Genomic DNA, 15,268 nt, shown 5'->3' on the forward strand with positions numbered 1-15,268 from the left:
CCCCGATCCTGGCCCCGATCCCGTCCCGGCCCCTGATCACCTTCGACCGGGTGTCGCGCCGTTTCGGCGGCGCCCAGGGCGTGACCGCGCTGGATGATGTCAGCCTCTCGATCCACCGGGGCGAGATGGTCGCGATCGTCGGTGCCTCGGGGTCGGGCAAAAGCACGCTCATGAACATTCTGGGCTGTCTGGACCGGCCAAGCGGCGGCCGGCTGCTGATCGACGGCCAGGACGTCTCGGCGCTGGATACCGATGCGCTGGCGGACCTGCGCAACCGCCGCTTCGGCTTCGTGTTTCAGCGCTACAATCTGCTGCACGGCCTGTCTGCCGCCGAGAATGTCGAGATGCCGGCCATCTATGCCGGCCGCCCGGCCGAGGAACGCCGCCGGGCGGCGCACCGGCTGCTCGGGCAGCTGGGGCTTCAGGATCGCGCCGGCCACAGGCCGTCGGAACTGTCGGGCGGGCAGCAGCAACGGGTCTCCATCGCCCGTGCCCTGGTCAATGATGCCGACATCATTCTGGCCGACGAGCCCACCGGCGCGCTGGACGAGGCCGCGGGCGCCGAGGTGCTGGCCCTGCTCGACGATCTTCATGGCGAAGGGCGGACCATTATCATCGTCACCCATGATCCGACCGTGGCGGCGCATGCCGGGCGGCGGATCCGGATCCGCGACGGCCGGGTGGTCGCCGACGAGGGCGACGGCCGACGGGGCAGCCCCGCCACCGCCGAGGCGGCCCCCTGTCGCCCGGGCCGGTCGGGGCCGGTCCGTCTGCTGGGCGATGTGGCGAGCGCCGGGCGGATGGCCTTCCGCTCGCTTGCCATCAACCCGCTCAGAACCCTGCTCACCCTGCTGGGTGTGGTCATCGGCGTGGCCTCGGTCATCGCCATGCTGGCGATCGGCGATGGCGGACGCGAGGCCACTCTGCGGCGCATTGCCGAGATGGGCACCAATCTGATCACCGTGCGCGCCGGCGCCCCCGGCATCCGCTCGCTTGCCGATCTCACCTCGCTCACCATCGGCGATATCGAGGCCCTGTCGGAGATCCGCGGCCTGGCGGCGATTTCTCCCGAGCGCAATCTCAGAACCACGCTCAGGGTCGGCAACCGCGACTATACGACCATGGCCCAGGGGGTCTGGCCCGATCTTCTGGTGGCCAGAAGCCGGCAGCTCGCCGCGGGCAGCTTCTTCACCCGCGACGACATCCGAAGTTATGCCGCGGTGATGGTGCTGGGCCAGTCTGTCGCCGACATCCTGTTTCCCGGTCAGGACCCGATCGGGCGTCAGGTGCTGGCCGGGCGGGTGCCGTTCGAGGTGATCGGCGTGCTGGCCCCGCGCGGGGTATCGGGCGGGGGGACCGATCAGGACGATGTCGTGCTGATCCCGCTGTCTTCGGGCTTCATGCGGCTTCTGGGGCGCAGCCATGTCAGCTCGGTCACCCTGAAGGTGGCCAACGCCGGGGATATGGAGCGGGTGGCCGACGAGATCGACCGGATCCTGTTCGACCGGCACCACATCCGGAACTACCAGATCCGCAGCAGCACCGCGGCACAGATCATCATGTCCGACAGCCAGCGCAGCTTTGCCCTGCTTCTGGGGGCGGTTGCCGCCATTTCGCTGGTGGTGGGCGGGATCGGGGTCATGAACATCATGCTGGTCGGCGTGACCGAGCGCACCCGCGAGATCGGGATCCGCATGGCCACCGGCGCCCGGCGGCGCGATGTGCTGATCCAGTTCAATGTGGAGGCGATCGCCGTCTGCGGGCTGGGCGGCGTGATCGGCGTCGGGCTGGGCCTCGGCAGTGCGGTCTGGCTCGGCAGGCTGGGCTTCGACGTTCTGATCACGCCGATGCCCGCCGTCATGGCCTTCAGCTGCGCCTTCCTGACCGGTCTGGTCTTCGGCTGGCTGCCGGCCCGCAAGGCGGCCGGCATGGACCCGGTCAGGGCGCTCGCCGCCGGCTGAGGCCGCCCTCGCCTTCCAGCGGCACGCCGGTCGGGATCACCAGATCCGCCGTCAGCCGGGTGCCAGAGGCATCGGCGCGCACCAGCCGCACGCCGTCGGAGGCCAGCGGAAAGCCGCGCAGCACCAGGCTGTCCAGATGAAGATGCACATGGGTCGCATCGCGCGACAAGGTCAGATCCTTCACCCCCACCGCCAGCCCGACGGCACCGGCCGCAGGCGGCACGCCGCGGCGGATATCGGCCAGCAGGCTGGCGGGCGACGCCCCGCCCGTACCGCCCGCCGCGGCAATGCCGGCCAGCAGCCGCGAGGCCGCGATGCGCGCGGCCGACGGGTCGAGCCCCAGCCGCATCAGCAGGGCGATCAGCTCTCCATGCAGGGCCTGGGCGCCCTTGGCCATGGCCTCGCCCAGCCGGGCCGCGGCCCCGTCTTCGACCGTGATCCCCGCCAGCCCGAGCGACGCCGCCGCCGTCCCGCCGGTTGCGGGCACGGCCTCGTCCTGCCCCTTGGGCAGATCCTCGCCCGCCACCGCCCTGTCGGCGACGCCCGCCGCCTCTGCCGGGCTCATGCCCATCAGGCGGAACAGGGCGGCCAGGGCGGCGCGCAGATCGCGCAGACCGGCAATGAAGGGGTCGCCCGCCTCCCGCTCGGTTCCGGCCGTCTCCACGCGCGCAAAGCCGGCTGAAGGCAGGCTGACCGTCAGGGGCAGCCTGGCAGCGAGAGGCAGGCTCTCGGCCAGCGGCGGCCGGGACACCGTCGGCGGATCGCTCAACGCCGACGGTGTCGCCCTTGCCCCCTGGAACCGCAACGGGTTCCTGTCTGATGTAGAAGACACCATCGTGCCACCATCCGAAAATACACGGTCACCACCGCCCGATTTATCCGGCAGCGTGTTCCGACGGGCCGGGACATCCCTGGCCGTTTGATTTTCGTGGCACGATCATCGAACCGTCGTTTTCGCGGTCCGTTGGGCACAACTATAGCGTCGAAAGGCCGCCCGATGCAACCATCAAGCCCGGTGACGCAGGCGTCAACGGCTCAGATAGCGCAACGCCTCGTCCAGGCCGCGGAGGGTCAGCGGATACATCCGGTCCTCCATCAGCTTCTGGGTGATCTTGGCGCTTTCGGTATAGCGCCAGCGCTGCTGGGGTTCGGGGTTCAGCCAGACCATCTTCGGGAAATGGTCGGTAAAGCGCTTCAGCCAGACCTGGCCCGATTCCTCGTTCCAGTGTTCGACCGATCCGCCCGGCATCACGATCTCGTAGGCGCTCATGGTCGCATCGCCGACGAAGATCACCTTGTAGTCGGGGCCGAACTTGTTCAGCACGTCCATGGTCGGCGTGCGTTCCGAGAAGCGGCGGTAATTGTCCTTCCACACGTTCTCGTAAATGAAGTTGTGGAAGTAGTAATACTCCAGGTGCTTCAGCTCGGTGCGTGCGGCACTGAACAGCTCTTCGCAGATCTTGACGTGATCGTCCATCGATCCGCCGACATCCAGGAACAGCAGCACCTTCACCTTGTTGCGCTTTTCCGGCACCAGCTTCAGGTCCAGCCAGCCGGCGTTGCGCGCCGTGGAACGGATGGTGTCGTCCAGATCCAGCTCCAGATCGGAGCCTTCGCGCACGAAGGCGCGCAGCCGCTTCAGCGCCACCTTGATATTGCGCGTGCCCAGCTCGACATCGTCGTCGTAATTCTTGAAGGCCCGCTGATCCCAGACCTTCACCGCCCGGCGGTGGCGCGACCGGTCCTGGCCGATGCGCACGCCTTCCGGGTTGTAGCCATAGGCGCCGAAGGGGCTGGTACCGGCCGTGCCGATCCATTTATTGCCGCCCTGATGGCGCCCCTTCTGCTCTTCCAGACGCTGCTTCAGCGTCTCCATCAGCTTTTCCCAGCCGCCCAGGGCCTCGATCTCGGCCATCTCTTCGGGGGTGAGATGCTTTTCGGCCAGCTTGCGCAGCCATTCCTCGGGGATCTGCCCTTCGATGGCGGCGAAATGCGCCTGGGCGCCCTTGTAATAGGCGGCGAAGACCTGGTCGAAGCGGTCGAAATGCTTCTCGTTCTTCACCAGCGAGGTGCGGGCGAGATAGTAGAACTCCTCAGGGGAGAACTGGGCGAGCCCGGCCTTCATGCCCTCGATCAGGACCAGATATTCCTTGATCGTGACCGGCAGCTTCGCCTCGCGAAGCTTGAAGAAGAAATCGATCAGCATCCGGACCCGCCCTCTCGCCTCGACCTGTGCACCAATGCCTGCCCTCTGCCCCCGGCCTCAGCCCGGACGGCCGGGGCCTTCGGCCCGGCGGCGGGCCATGAACACCAGGCGCTGGGCCAGCGACACGTCCTGCTCGTTCTTGATCAGCGCGCCATAAAGCGGCGGCAGGGCCTTGTCCTTGGACTCGCGCAGCGTCTCGGCGTCCAGATCCTCGGCCAGCAGCAGCTTCAGCCAGTCGAGCAGTTCCGAGGTCGACGGCTTCTTCTTCAGCCCCGGCATCTCGCGCACGCTGAAGAAGATCTCCAGCGCTTCCTTGACCAGCAGCTGCTTGATGCCCGGATAATGCACGTCGACGATGGCGCGCATGGTGTCGGCATCGGGGAAGGCGATGAAGTGGAAGAAGCAGCGGCGCAGGAAGGCGTCGGGCAGCTCCTTCTCGTTGTTCGAGGTGATGATCACCAGCGGCCGGTGCACGGCGCGCACGGTCTCGCGGGTTTCGTAGACGTAGAACTCCATCCGGTCGAGTTCGCGAAGCAGGTCGTTCGGGAACTCGATATCGGCCTTGTCGATCTCGTCGATCAGCACGACCGAGGGCTCTTCGCTGGCAAACGCCTCCCACAGCGCGCCGCGCAGGATGTAGTTGCTGACGTCCTTGACCCGGTCGTCGCCCAGCTGGCTGTCGCGCAGGCGCGAAACGGCGTCGTATTCGTACAGGCCCTGCTGCGCCTTGCTGGTCGACTTCACATGCCACTGGTGAAGCTGCCGGCCAAGGGCGCGCGCCACCTCTTCCGCCAGCATGGTCTTGCCGGTGCCGGGTTCACCCTTGATCAGCAGCGGACGGCCGAGGGTGAGTGCGGCATTGACCGCCATCATCAGGTCCTCGGTCGCGACGTAGCTGTCGGTGCCCGTGAATTTGGCCGGCTGCGTGGTCTGGTCCATGGCCCGTCTGGTCCCGTGAAAGCCTCATCTCTGGCCAGAGGGTAGCATCGCGACCGACGGGTTCAAGGCATTAAACCATTAAGCAAAATTTCAAGCGATGTTCGACCGCGCAAAAGTTGCATCGCACACACGGGCGCACGCCCGAAGGTCGATCGGATGCATCGACATCGATATATCGACGTCAATGCAGTTGCCCGGCACCCCATACATCGGCATCGATACATCGATATCGATATATCGGCGTCGATGGATCAGCGCTTCCGGGGCCGCTTCAGCGCCGCCAGCGTCGCCAGCACCCAGCCGATCAGAAAGGCGGTGCCGCCCACCGGCGTCACGAAGACCAGCGGCCGCCAGCCGGTGGCGGCATAGAGGTACAGGCTGCCGGGAAACAGGATCGCGCCGGCCGCCAGCGCACCGGCCGCGGCCATCAGCAACCGGAGGTCGAGGGCCACCAGCCCGCGATCGACCAGCGGCCGCAGCACCGCCAGCAGCATCAGCACCAGGGAATGGACGAGGCCGTAAAGCGCGCCGGTGCGCACGATCTGCGCGGTGTGCAGATCGCCTGCCTGTTCCAGCCCGTGGGTGGCGAAGGCGCCTGCCGCCACGGCGATCAGCGCGCCCAGCGTGCCGATGATCCAGATCGTCCGCGTCATCCGTCTTCCCTTCCGGTTGAGGTCCGTATCATGGGTCGATCCTGGCGGAAAGCTTGGCCCGAACGCCAGAGGGGCTTATATCCTGGGGCGCCTGCGCCGGACAAGGCGGCGCGCGGTCGCAGGCCTGCCGGCATATCCGCTGCCATCGGAGGGATGCGTTCGTGAAGGTGGTGGTTCTGGGCGCCGGGGTGGTGGGCATCGCCACCGCCTGGCACCTTGCCGATCAGGGGCACGAGGTCACGGTCGTCGACCGCAGGATGGGCCCCGGGCTGGAAACGAGCTTCGCCAATGGCGGCCAGATCAGCCCCAGCCATGCCGAACCCTGGGCCAACCCCGCCACGTTGAAATCGTTGCCCGGCTGGCTGCTGCGCGAGGATGCGCCGCTGGTCTTCCGCTGGCGCGCCGATCCGGATCTCTGGCGGTTCGGCCTGCGGTTCCTGGCCAATTGCACCCGGGCGGCCGCGCGCCGCAACACCGAACGCGCCTGGCGGCTGGCCCGCTATTCCCTCGACGGCATGAAGGCGATCCGCGCCGCCGAAGGCTTCGCCTATGACGAGGCGAGCCGCGGCATCCTGCATGTTTTCGAAGACCCGAAGGGCTTCGATGCCGCCGGCCGCCATGCGGCCGAGCTGGACCGCACGCTCGGCATCCCCCACCGGGTGATGAGCCCGGCCGAGTGCGTGGCCCACGAACCCGCCCTGGCGCCGGTGCAGAGCCGGCTGGCCGGCGGCGTGTTGAGCCCGATCGACGAGCAGGGCGATGCCCGGCTGTTCACCGCCAACCTGGCCGGGAGGGTTGCGGCCAAAGGCGGCCGCCTGCTCTATGGCCGGAGTGTCGAGGCCCTGGAAACCGGCGGCGATCGGGTCACCGCCGTGCGGCTCGACATGGGCACGCGGATCGAGGCCGATGCCGTGGTCGCCGCCATGGGCAGTTTCACGCCGCTGCTGCTGCGCCGGATCGGCATCCGCCTGCCGGTCTATCCGCTGAAGGGCTATTCGGTCACGCTGAACGTCGCCGGCCGCAACGACGCCCCCCAGGGCAGCCTGACCGACGATGCCCGCCGGATCGTCTTCACCCGGCTGGGCGACCGGCTGCGCGCCGCCGGTACGGCAGAGCTCGCCGGCTATGATCTCAGCCTCAACCGGGTGCGCTCGCAGGCGATCCTGAAGGGCGTGCAGGCGGTGTTCCCTGAGATTGCGCGCGACGCGGTGCCGGACTACTGGTGCGGGCTGAGGCCGGCCAGCCCCGACGGCGTGCCGGTGATCGGCCCGACCCGCTTCCGCAACCTGTTCCTCAACACCGGCCATGGCACGCTGGGCTGGACCATGGCCGCCGGATCGGGCCGCCTGGTCGCCGATCTGGTCTCGGGCCGCACGCCCGAGATTTCGACCGAGGGGTTGACGCTCGACCGGTTCCGGATCTGATCAGGCCACATCTCAGGCCACCGGCGCAAAATCCAGGGCGACCCGTCGGCCATGACTGCCCGGCGCGATGGTCATGCCGATCCGCTCCGCCACCGCAATCGCATGGGCGACCGCCAGGGTGAAGCCCTGCACGGAGACATGGCCGAACCCGTCGGCCGCGGCCGCCTCGGGCGGCAGGCCGCCGGTGACCGCGGGGGCGATCGACCGCGGCAGATCGGCATCGGCAAAGCCGCCGGGGGCCGAGACGGCGACTTCCGGCCGGCCGCCGGGTGCCTGCCGCAGCTCGACCCGCACCTCCCGACCCCGCTCCGTACCGGCGATCAGGCCCGAGAGGGTGAACATCAGCAGCTGTTTCAGGGCCCGCGGGTCTTCCATGACCAGGCCCGATGCCGGGGCGGCTCCCCCCGGCGCCATCTGGGGCACCACGGTCACCACCACCTCGCGCCGCCCGGCATGGACCAGCTGCAGATTGGCGACCTCGCCCAGCAGCTGATGCAGATCCACCGGCTCCAGCCCGTCGCGGGCAGGACCGCCGCGGGCGGGGCCGGCCTTGGCCTCGCTCATCTTCAGCAGCCCGTCGACCATATGGAGCAGGTCGCCGCCGCTGCTGTGGATCAGCCCGGCATAATCGGAATAGGCCCGCGCCCCCACCGGCCCCATCATCTCGCCCTGGATCACCTCGGCAAAACCCAGAATGGCATTCAGCGGGGTGCGCAGCTCGTGGCTCATCCGCGAGAGCATTTCGAAATGCGCCTGACGCTCGTCGATCAGCCGGCCGCGTTCGGCATGGACGGCATCCAGCGCGGCGTCCAGCCGGGTCACCGCCTCCTGCACATCGGCCATCAGCCGGCCGGCCTCGTCGACATGGCCGGTGGGCAGCGAGGGAACCCGACCGCCACGCATATAGTCATGCAGGGCATGCGAGGCCAGCCGCACCGGATCGAGCAGACAATGCAGCGCCCAGAGCGTCGCCCCCGTCCCGGCGAGCGTCGCCAGCAGCACCACCGCCAGCACCGGCTGCGCCTGGGCCCAGGGCAGATCCCCGGCAAGCATGAGATAGATGACAAGACAAACAAGAGGCATATGGACGCCGACAAAGCTGATCGCCAGCATTTTACCGACATAAGACCGGCGCAACCCCAAGTGATCGAGCGCCGCATAAAGCTTCAATTTTTTCATGAGGGGGCGATTTTTTCCAGACGCATCAAGACTATTGTGTGCTTTTGATTTAAGGAAGATTAGCCGAGATATCCGCCGGGGAGGAATGCTTGAAATACAGGCCGACCTGCACCACAGGCAGGGCTTGAGGCCCCCGGCTTTCACCCTTGCCGTGCCGGCCCGCCTGGATTAAAACAAGTTAAAACTTGGAAAAAGGAATTGCCATGCCCCCCGCAGGCCATGCCCGCACCCCCCGCCCGGCCAGCGACTGGGCCGAGATCCGCCGCGGCGGACGTTTCGGCGCCTTCATGGTGCTGTGCCTGGGCATCTGGCTGCACGCCGCCGACAGCCTGCTGACCACCACGGTCATGCCGGCGGTGACGGCGGAAATCGGCGGGCTCGCCTGGGTGAACTGGGCGCTGGCGCTTTACGAGCTGGGGTCGATCGTGGCCGGGGCCTGCACCGGGCTTGCCGCCCGCGCGGCAGGGCTCGGCCGGGCCACCACCATGGCGGCCACCGCCTTCGCCGTCGGCTGCGTCATCAGCGCCATCGCCCCCGATATGGGCACGCTGCTTGCCGGCCGGCTGGTGCAGGGGCTGGGCGGCGGCATGCTGGTGGCGCTGGCCCATGTCTCGGTGTCGCGGCTTTACGAGCCCAGGCTCTGGCCCAGGCTCTATGCGATCATGTCGGGGCTCTGGGGCGCCTCGGCCCTGGCCGGGCCGCTGGTCGGCGGGCTGTTTGCCGATGCCGGGCTCTGGCGCGGCGCCTTCTGGGCCTTCGGCGCCCAGGCCGCGCTGGTGGCCATCGCGGGCGGGCTGCTGCTGCGCCGGGTGACCGCCGCGGCCGAGGCCGCCGCCGGATCGGGCGATGCCCATGCCCTGCCCTCGGCCGCGGTTCCGACCGGCCGGCTGGCCCTGCTGATCGTGGCGGTGCTGGCGGTGGCGACCGCCGGCGTCACCGGCGACGCCCTGACCGCCGCCCTCTCGGGCCTGGCCGGCCTTGCCCTGCTCACCCTGTTCTTCCGCCGGGACGGCCGGGCGCCGCTGGGCCAGGGCCTGCTGCCGCCGGGCGCGCTGGATCTTCGCCGCCGACAGGGCATGGGGCTCGCCATGGTGCTGACCCTCTCGGCCGCAACCGTGCCCTTCACCGTCTACGGCCCGATCCTGTTCGTGGTGCTGCATGGGGCAGATGCCCTGACCGCGGGCTATCTGGTCGCGATCGAAAGCGTCGCCTGGACGCTGGCCGCCATCCTGCTCTCGGGCGCCGGCGCCCGGCTGGAGCCCTGGCTGATCCGCGCCGGCGCCCTGGTGATCGTGGCGGGCGTGGCCGGCTTCGCGGTGGTGGTGCCCCATGGCGAGCTGTGGATGGTGGCCCCGTTCGCGGCCGCCCAGGGCGCAGGCTTCGGCATGTGCTGGGCCTTCCTGGTCCGCCGGATCGTCTCGGCCGTGCCCGACGAGGTCCGCGAAAGCGCCTCCTCGGCCGTGCCGACCATGCAGATCCTGGGCTATGCGCTGGGGGCCGCGGCCGCCGGCATCGCCGCCAACCTCTCGGGCTTCGGCGGCGCCCATGAAGGCGCCCTGCCCGACCCCGCCACGGCCCAAACCGTCGGCTTCTGGGTCTTCGCCGCCTTCCTGCCGGTCGGGCTGATCGGCATCATCGCGGCGGTCAGGTTGACGCGGCGGGGGGTGTGAGGAGCAGAGCGTCTGCCGTCTCGGACAGTCAGTCCTCCGCCGTCAGATCCGCCATAAGATCTGCAACCGTGTCGAATCTCACGCCCTTGCCCGCCTTCAGCTCGGCCATGGCCTGCATCGTGGCTTCGTTGGGCTCCTTCCGGGGCGGAGGCAGCTGCGGTTCGGCCGTGCTCATGATGCACCCCTTGGCTGAACTGGTACATTTCAGAATAGCCTTGCCGGACGACGCCGAAAAGAACCGACGCCCGCAGGCCAGGCCTGCGGGCGTCGGACGGTGGCGAGGTCCAGGCGGGAGCAACCCGGCCGGCCGTCAGGCGGCGCGCGAGAGCGCGTCGGCGGGGGTGACGGCGGTCAGGTTCTGGGCCTCGGCCACGGCCTCGATGGTCAGCTGTCCGGCATGGACGTTCAGACCGTTCATCAGATGCGGATCCTCGGCCAGTGCCCGGGCGGCGCCCTTGTCGGCGAGCGCCAGCACGAAGGGCAGGGTCGCGTTGTTGAGCGCGAAGGTCGAGGTGCGGGCAACACCGCCCGGCATGTTGGCGACGCAGTAGTGGACGATGCCGTCCACCTCGTAGGTCGGCTGGCGATGGGTGGTGGCGCGCGAGGTTTCGAAACAGCCGCCCTGGTCGATGGCGACGTCGACCAGCACCGCCCCCGGCTGCATGCGCCCCAGGAGCGGCCGGTCGATCAATTTGGGCGCCGCCGCCCCCGGCACCAGCACCGCACCGATCACCGCATCGGCCGTGGTCACGGCCTCTTCGATGGTCTCGCGGGTGGCATAAAGGGTGCGCATGGCCGGGCCGTAAAGCGCGTCCAGTTCCTTCAGCCGGCCGAGCGAGCGGTCGATCACCACCACCTCGGCACCAAGCCCGATGGCGAGCCGGGCGGCATTGGTGCCGACCACGCCGCCGCCCAGCACCACCACTCGCGCCGGGCGCACGCCCGGCACGCCGCCCATCAGCACGCCCCGCCCGCCCTGGGTCTTTTCCAGCGCATGGGCGGCAGCCTGAACCGACATGCGGCCGGCAACCTCGCTCATCGGCGCCAGCAGCGGCAGGCGGCCGGCCGCGTCGGTGACTGTCTCGTAGGCGATGGCGGTGGCGCCGCTTGCCAGCAGCAGCCGGGTCTGTTCGGGATCGGGCGCCAGATGCAGATAGGTGAACAGCAGCTGGCCGGGGCGGAGCCTGCGGCATTCCACCGGCTGCGGCTCCTTGACCTTCACGATCATGTCGCCGCGGGCGAAGACCTCTTCGGCATCGGCGGCGATGGTGGCGCCGGCCGCCTCGTAGGCCGCATCGTCGAGCCCGGCGCCCAGCCCCGCCCCCTGCTCCACCAGCACGTCATGGCCATGATGGACCAGTTCGCGCACGGCGGCGGGGGTCAGGCCGACACGGTATTCGTCGGTCTTGATCTCTTTGGGCACGCCCAGAAGCATGGTGTTTCCTCCCCAGGAAAGACGCAGCGCCGCCTCCGCATCTCCGGGCCGCCGGGTCTTGTGCCGGCCTGGGCCAGACCGCCCGGGGGATACCCGGGCGGGGGATGCGGATCGGCGACGACAACGCCGGTCGGATGATGGCGGATCAGGCGGTTGCCTTGATGGCCTCGGCCAGGACCGCATAAAGATGGTCGATCTGGGCCTCGTCGATGATCAGCGGCGGCGAGATGGCGATGATGTCGCCGGTGAAGCGCAGCAGCACGCCCTGCTCATAGGCGCGCACGAAGATCTCATAGGCCCGCTTGGTCGGCTCACCCGCCCGCGGCGACAGCTCGACCGCGGCGACCATGCCGTAATTGCGGATGTCGATGACGTTCGGCAGATCGCGCAGCGCATGCGCCGCCTTGCCGAAATACTCCGACAGGTTCGCCGCCCGATCGAACAGCTTCTCCTCGGCATAGATGTCGAGCGTGGCGAGCGCCGCAGCACAGGCCAGCGGATGGCCCGAATAGGTATAGCCGTGGAAGAATTCGATCAGATGCTCGGGCCCGGTCATGAAGGTGTCGTAGATCTCCTTCTTCGCGAAGACCGCGCCCATCGGCACCGCACCATTGGTGATGCCCTTGGCGGTGGTCATCAGATCCGGCGTCACCTCGAAGCTGTCGGCCCCGAAGGCCTTGCCGGTCCGGCCGAAGCCGCAGATGACCTCGTCGAAGATCAGCAGGATGCCGTGACGGTCGCAGATCTCGCGCAGGCGCGTGAGATAGCCCTTCGGCGGGATCAGCACGCCGGTCGAGCCCGCGATCGGCTCCACGATCACCGCCGCGATGGTCGAGGCATCGTGCAGCGCGACCAGCCGCTCCAGATCGTCGGCCAGCTCCGCCCCATGCTCGGGCTGGCCCCACGAGAAGGCGTTGCGGGCCGGATCATGGGTGTGACGCAGATGGTCGACACCCGACAGCAGCGTGCCGAAATGCTTGCGGTTGGAGGCGATGCCGCCCACCGAAATGCCGCCGAAGCCGACGCCGTGATAGCCACGCTCCCGACCAATCAGGCGGGTGCGGCTGCCCTCGCCGCGGATGCGATGATAGGCGAGCGCCATCTTCAGCGCCGTGTCGACCGCTTCCGAGCCGGAATTGCAGTAGAACACATGGTCGATGCCGTCGGGCGCCAGCTCGACCAGGCGGCTCGCCAGCTCAAAGCTCAGCGGATGGCCCATCTGGAACGAGGGCGAATAATCCATCTCCGAGATCTGACGGGCGACCGCCTCGGAAATCTTATCCCGGCCATGGCCGGCATTCACGCACCACAGACCCGCACAGCCGTCCAGCACCTGACGGCCGTCATGCGAGGTGTAGTACATGTCCTTCGCCCCGACCAGCAGGCGGGGGGCCGCCTTGAACTGGCGATTGGCCGTGAACGGCATCCAATGCGCGTCCAGATCGTTCGGAACCGTGATGCGCGCCATGACCGCGTCGCTCCTGCTTGTTAGTCCCTCGCCGGGCGGGGTGCTCCCGCACCCCTTGGCCGCCGCCGCAATGGCGGCTGGAGTCTGGTTGTTCGTCCCTCGCCGGGCGGGCGCTACCGCGCCCTTGGCCGCCGCCGCAATGGCGGCTGGGAGTCGGGTGGTCCCACTGGGCAACCACTGCCGGGGGCTTGCCTCTCATCCTGTGGAACAGCCTAGCATTGGCAATTAAACTCGACAAAGTGATTTCCGTGGGCGATGCAAGCTATTGATTTTGCGTTGCAGCACCCATGGAATGTCAAATATCTTCAACACGAACCGGCAGGGCGGCCGGCAAGGAACAGGGAGAAGCGGGACGATGAGCGGCGATCTGGGCACGCGCCTCAAGACCATCCGGCAGATCTATGGTCTGTCGCAGCGCGAACTGGCCAAGCGGGCCGGGGTGACCAATGCGACCATCTCGCTGATCGAGCAGGACAAGGTCAGCCCCTCGGTCGGATCGCTGAAGAAGGTGCTGGAGGGAATTCCGATCTCGCTGTCGGAGTTCTTCTCGCTCGACCTCACCACCCGGCAGCGGGCCTTCTATCGGGCGGACGAGTTGACCCAGATCGCCCGCGGCTCGGTCGCCTATGCCCAGATCGGCGAGAATCTGAGCCGGCGGCGGATGCAGATCCTGCACGAGCGCTACGCCCCCGGGGCAGATACCGGCAAGCAGCTGCTGCGCCATGAATCGGAAGAAGGCGGGATCGTGGTCCGCGGCCGGATCGAGCTGACGGTCGGCGGCGAAAGCTGCGTGCTGGAAGCCGGCGACGGCTATTACTTCGACAGCCGCCTGCCCCACCGCTTCCGCAATGTCGGCGAGGAGGAAGCCGAAATCGTCTCCGCCTGCACGCCGCCGAGCTTCTGAGAACACATTGCCACTATGGCGCGCATAGCAATTTTGATGATGTCGCAACAGGATTGACTGTGCGCCGCCTTCATCCTAGGCTCCGGCTATGTCGATCGTGCACCGTCGGCCCGAAGGGATGGCGGATCGTCCCCCGATCCAGGCGCCTGAGCCCAGCCCGCCATCCCGCCCGTTCCCGGTCTCTGGTCCCGGACCGGCACGGATCCTGCGCGGGCCGACCCCGCGATGAACGAACTGACGGCTGTTCCGCCGATGCGGAACAGCCGTCTTTGTCGTTCTAAGCCTGAAAGGACGGGCTTACATCGTCGTCTCGGACAGCGGCAGCGTGGTCTCCAGACCCGCCGCCTCGTCGAGGCCCAGCATCAGGTTGAGGTTCTGGACCGCGGCACCCGAGGCCCCCTTGCCCAGATTGTCCAGCCGGGCGGCCAGCAGGATCTGGCCGGCGGCATCATTGCCGAACACGAACAGCTCCAGCCGATTGGTGCCGTTCAGCTCGCGCGGGTCCAGGAACTTGCCGTCGCGCAGACGGTCACCGCCGCCCGCGGGGGCGACGCTGACGAAGCGCTCGCCGGCATAGCGTTCGGCCAGTACCGCCTGAACATCGGCGACGCCTGCCGCCTTCGCCAGCTGGGCCCGGGTCAGTGGCACATGCACCAGCATGCCGCACTTGAAGTGGCCGACCGCCGGCACGAACAGCGGTGCCGCGGCAAGGCCGCCATAGACCGCCATTTCGGGCAGGTGCTTGTGCTCAAGCCCCAGCGCGTAGTCGCCATAGGGATAGGCCGCCTCGCGCCCGACCGGGGCGGCCGCCTCGTAATCTTCCACCATCTGCCGGCCGCCGCCCGAAAAGCCCGAGACGGCATTGACCGACAGCGCCGCATCGGCCGCGATGATCCCGGCATCGACCAGCGGCCGCACCAGGGCGGTGAAGCCGGTCGGGTAGCAGCCGGGGTTGGCGACGCGGGTGGCGCCGGCAATGGCCGCGCGCTGGCCGGGCAGCAGCTCGGCGAAGCCGTAGCTCCAGCCCGACTTGACCCGGTGGGCGGTGGAGGCGTCGAGCACCTTCACGGCCGGATTCTCGATCATCGAGACGCTTTCGACCGCCGCCGCATCGGGCAGGCAGAGGATCGCGAGGTCGACCTCGTTCAGCAGGCGTCGACGCTCAGCCGGATCCTTGCGACGCTCGGGCGCGATCGAGACCAGCGCGAGATCCTCGCGCCCGGCCAGACGTGCCCGGATCTGCAGGCCGGTGGTCCCGGCCTCGCCGTCGATGAATACGGTGGGCTTGCCGCTCATGGGAAGGGCCGCTCCTCGAAGAGTCGCATGGGATAGAGGTCGCATGGGCTGTGCCGGCCAGGGCCGGCGCGGCGCACTATAGCGCAGCCGGCGCGGGCTTGCGAGCGGTCGCACCCGCAGGGCTGCCCCGCAG

At 68.5% G+C, this 15,268-nt stretch carries 13 protein-coding genes; 4 read left to right on the forward strand and 9 right to left on the reverse strand.

The features are described 5' to 3' along the window. Positions 1-8 precede the first annotated feature (8 nt). Positions 9-1,961 (forward strand): ABC transporter permease, encoded by a 1,953-nt coding sequence (locus WI697_RS19715; protein WP_385998772.1) that lies wholly within the window; start codon positions 9-11, stop codon positions 1,959-1,961. Here WI697_RS19715 and WI697_RS19720 read toward each other — a convergent pair. From WI697_RS19720 to WI697_RS19735, 4 genes are all read right to left on the reverse strand, one after another. Next, positions 1,939-2,730 carry a hypothetical protein gene (locus WI697_RS19720; RefSeq protein ID WP_345959663.1) on the reverse strand — a complete coding sequence of 264 codons (792 nt, stop codon included), beginning with the start codon at positions 2,728-2,730 and terminating at the stop codon, positions 1,939-1,941. The genes WI697_RS19715 and WI697_RS19720 overlap by 23 nt on opposite strands. 258 nt (positions 2,731-2,988) lie before the next feature. Beyond that, complete coding sequence (locus WI697_RS19725) at positions 2,989-4,167, reverse strand: vWA domain-containing protein (protein ID WP_014744472.1); 1,179 nt, start codon at positions 4,165-4,167, stop codon at positions 2,989-2,991. 57 nt (positions 4,168-4,224) lie between these two features. Next, on the reverse strand, positions 4,225-5,106 hold the full coding sequence (locus WI697_RS19730; RefSeq protein ID WP_062766492.1) for an AAA family ATPase: 882 nt from the start codon (positions 5,104-5,106) through the stop codon (positions 4,225-4,227). Between the two features lie 251 nt (positions 5,107-5,357). Further along, complete coding sequence (locus WI697_RS19735; protein WP_345959664.1) at positions 5,358-5,759, reverse strand: DUF423 domain-containing protein; 402 nt, start codon at positions 5,757-5,759, stop codon at positions 5,358-5,360. A gap of 161 nt (positions 5,760-5,920) precedes the next feature. Between WI697_RS19735 and WI697_RS19740 the strand changes: the two genes are divergently transcribed. Beyond that, a complete protein-coding gene (locus WI697_RS19740; RefSeq protein WP_345959665.1) occupies positions 5,921-7,183 on the forward strand; it encodes a D-amino acid dehydrogenase in 1,263 nt (420 codons plus the stop codon). 12 nt (positions 7,184-7,195) lie between these two features. On the opposite strand, the gene WI697_RS19745 is transcribed toward WI697_RS19740, so the two are convergent. Beyond that, positions 7,196-8,362 carry a sensor histidine kinase gene (locus WI697_RS19745; RefSeq protein ID WP_345959666.1) on the reverse strand — a complete coding sequence of 389 codons (1,167 nt, stop codon included), beginning with the start codon at positions 8,360-8,362 and terminating at the stop codon, positions 7,196-7,198. A gap of 203 nt (positions 8,363-8,565) precedes the next feature. On the opposite strand from WI697_RS19745, the gene WI697_RS19750 reads away from it, so the two are divergent. Continuing rightward, positions 8,566-10,032, forward strand: a complete 1,467-nt coding sequence (locus WI697_RS19750; protein ID WP_345959667.1) for an MFS transporter — start codon at positions 8,566-8,568, stop codon at positions 10,030-10,032. A 28-nt stretch (positions 10,033-10,060) separates the two neighbouring features. Here WI697_RS19750 and WI697_RS19755 read toward each other — a convergent pair whose 3' ends face one another. The 3 genes from WI697_RS19755 to WI697_RS19765 all read right to left on the reverse strand — a co-directional run bounded on the left by WI697_RS19755 (position 10,061) and on the right by WI697_RS19765 (position 12,935). After that, positions 10,061-10,207, reverse strand: coding sequence for a hypothetical protein (locus WI697_RS19755; protein ID WP_014744465.1), 147 nt, complete (start codon positions 10,205-10,207; stop codon positions 10,061-10,063). A gap of 135 nt (positions 10,208-10,342) precedes the next feature. After that, positions 10,343-11,467, reverse strand: coding sequence for an alanine dehydrogenase (gene ald / locus WI697_RS19760; protein ID WP_345959668.1), 1,125 nt, complete (start codon positions 11,465-11,467; stop codon positions 10,343-10,345). A gap of 145 nt (positions 11,468-11,612) precedes the next feature. Then, positions 11,613-12,935 (reverse strand): aspartate aminotransferase family protein, encoded by a 1,323-nt coding sequence (locus tag WI697_RS19765; RefSeq protein ID WP_345959669.1) that lies wholly within the window; start codon positions 12,933-12,935, stop codon positions 11,613-11,615. Positions 12,936-13,290: 355 nt separating this feature from the next. Here WI697_RS19765 and WI697_RS19770 point away from each other — a divergent pair, with 355 nt between their 5' ends. Next, positions 13,291-13,839 carry a cupin domain-containing protein gene (locus WI697_RS19770; protein WP_014744462.1) on the forward strand — a complete coding sequence of 183 codons (549 nt, stop codon included), beginning with the start codon at positions 13,291-13,293 and terminating at the stop codon, positions 13,837-13,839. Positions 13,840-14,136: 297 nt separating this feature from the next. Here the strand turns inward: WI697_RS19770 and argC are convergent, their stop codons facing one another. Next, positions 14,137-15,135, reverse strand: a complete 999-nt coding sequence (gene argC, locus WI697_RS19775; RefSeq protein ID WP_345959670.1) for an N-acetyl-gamma-glutamyl-phosphate reductase — start codon at positions 15,133-15,135, stop codon at positions 14,137-14,139. Positions 15,136-15,268 lie beyond the last annotated feature (133 nt).

The sequence above is a fragment of the Tistrella mobilis genome (genome assembly GCF_039634785.1).
In the GTDB taxonomy this organism is placed as follows: domain Bacteria; phylum Pseudomonadota; class Alphaproteobacteria; order Tistrellales; family Tistrellaceae; genus Tistrella; species Tistrella mobilis.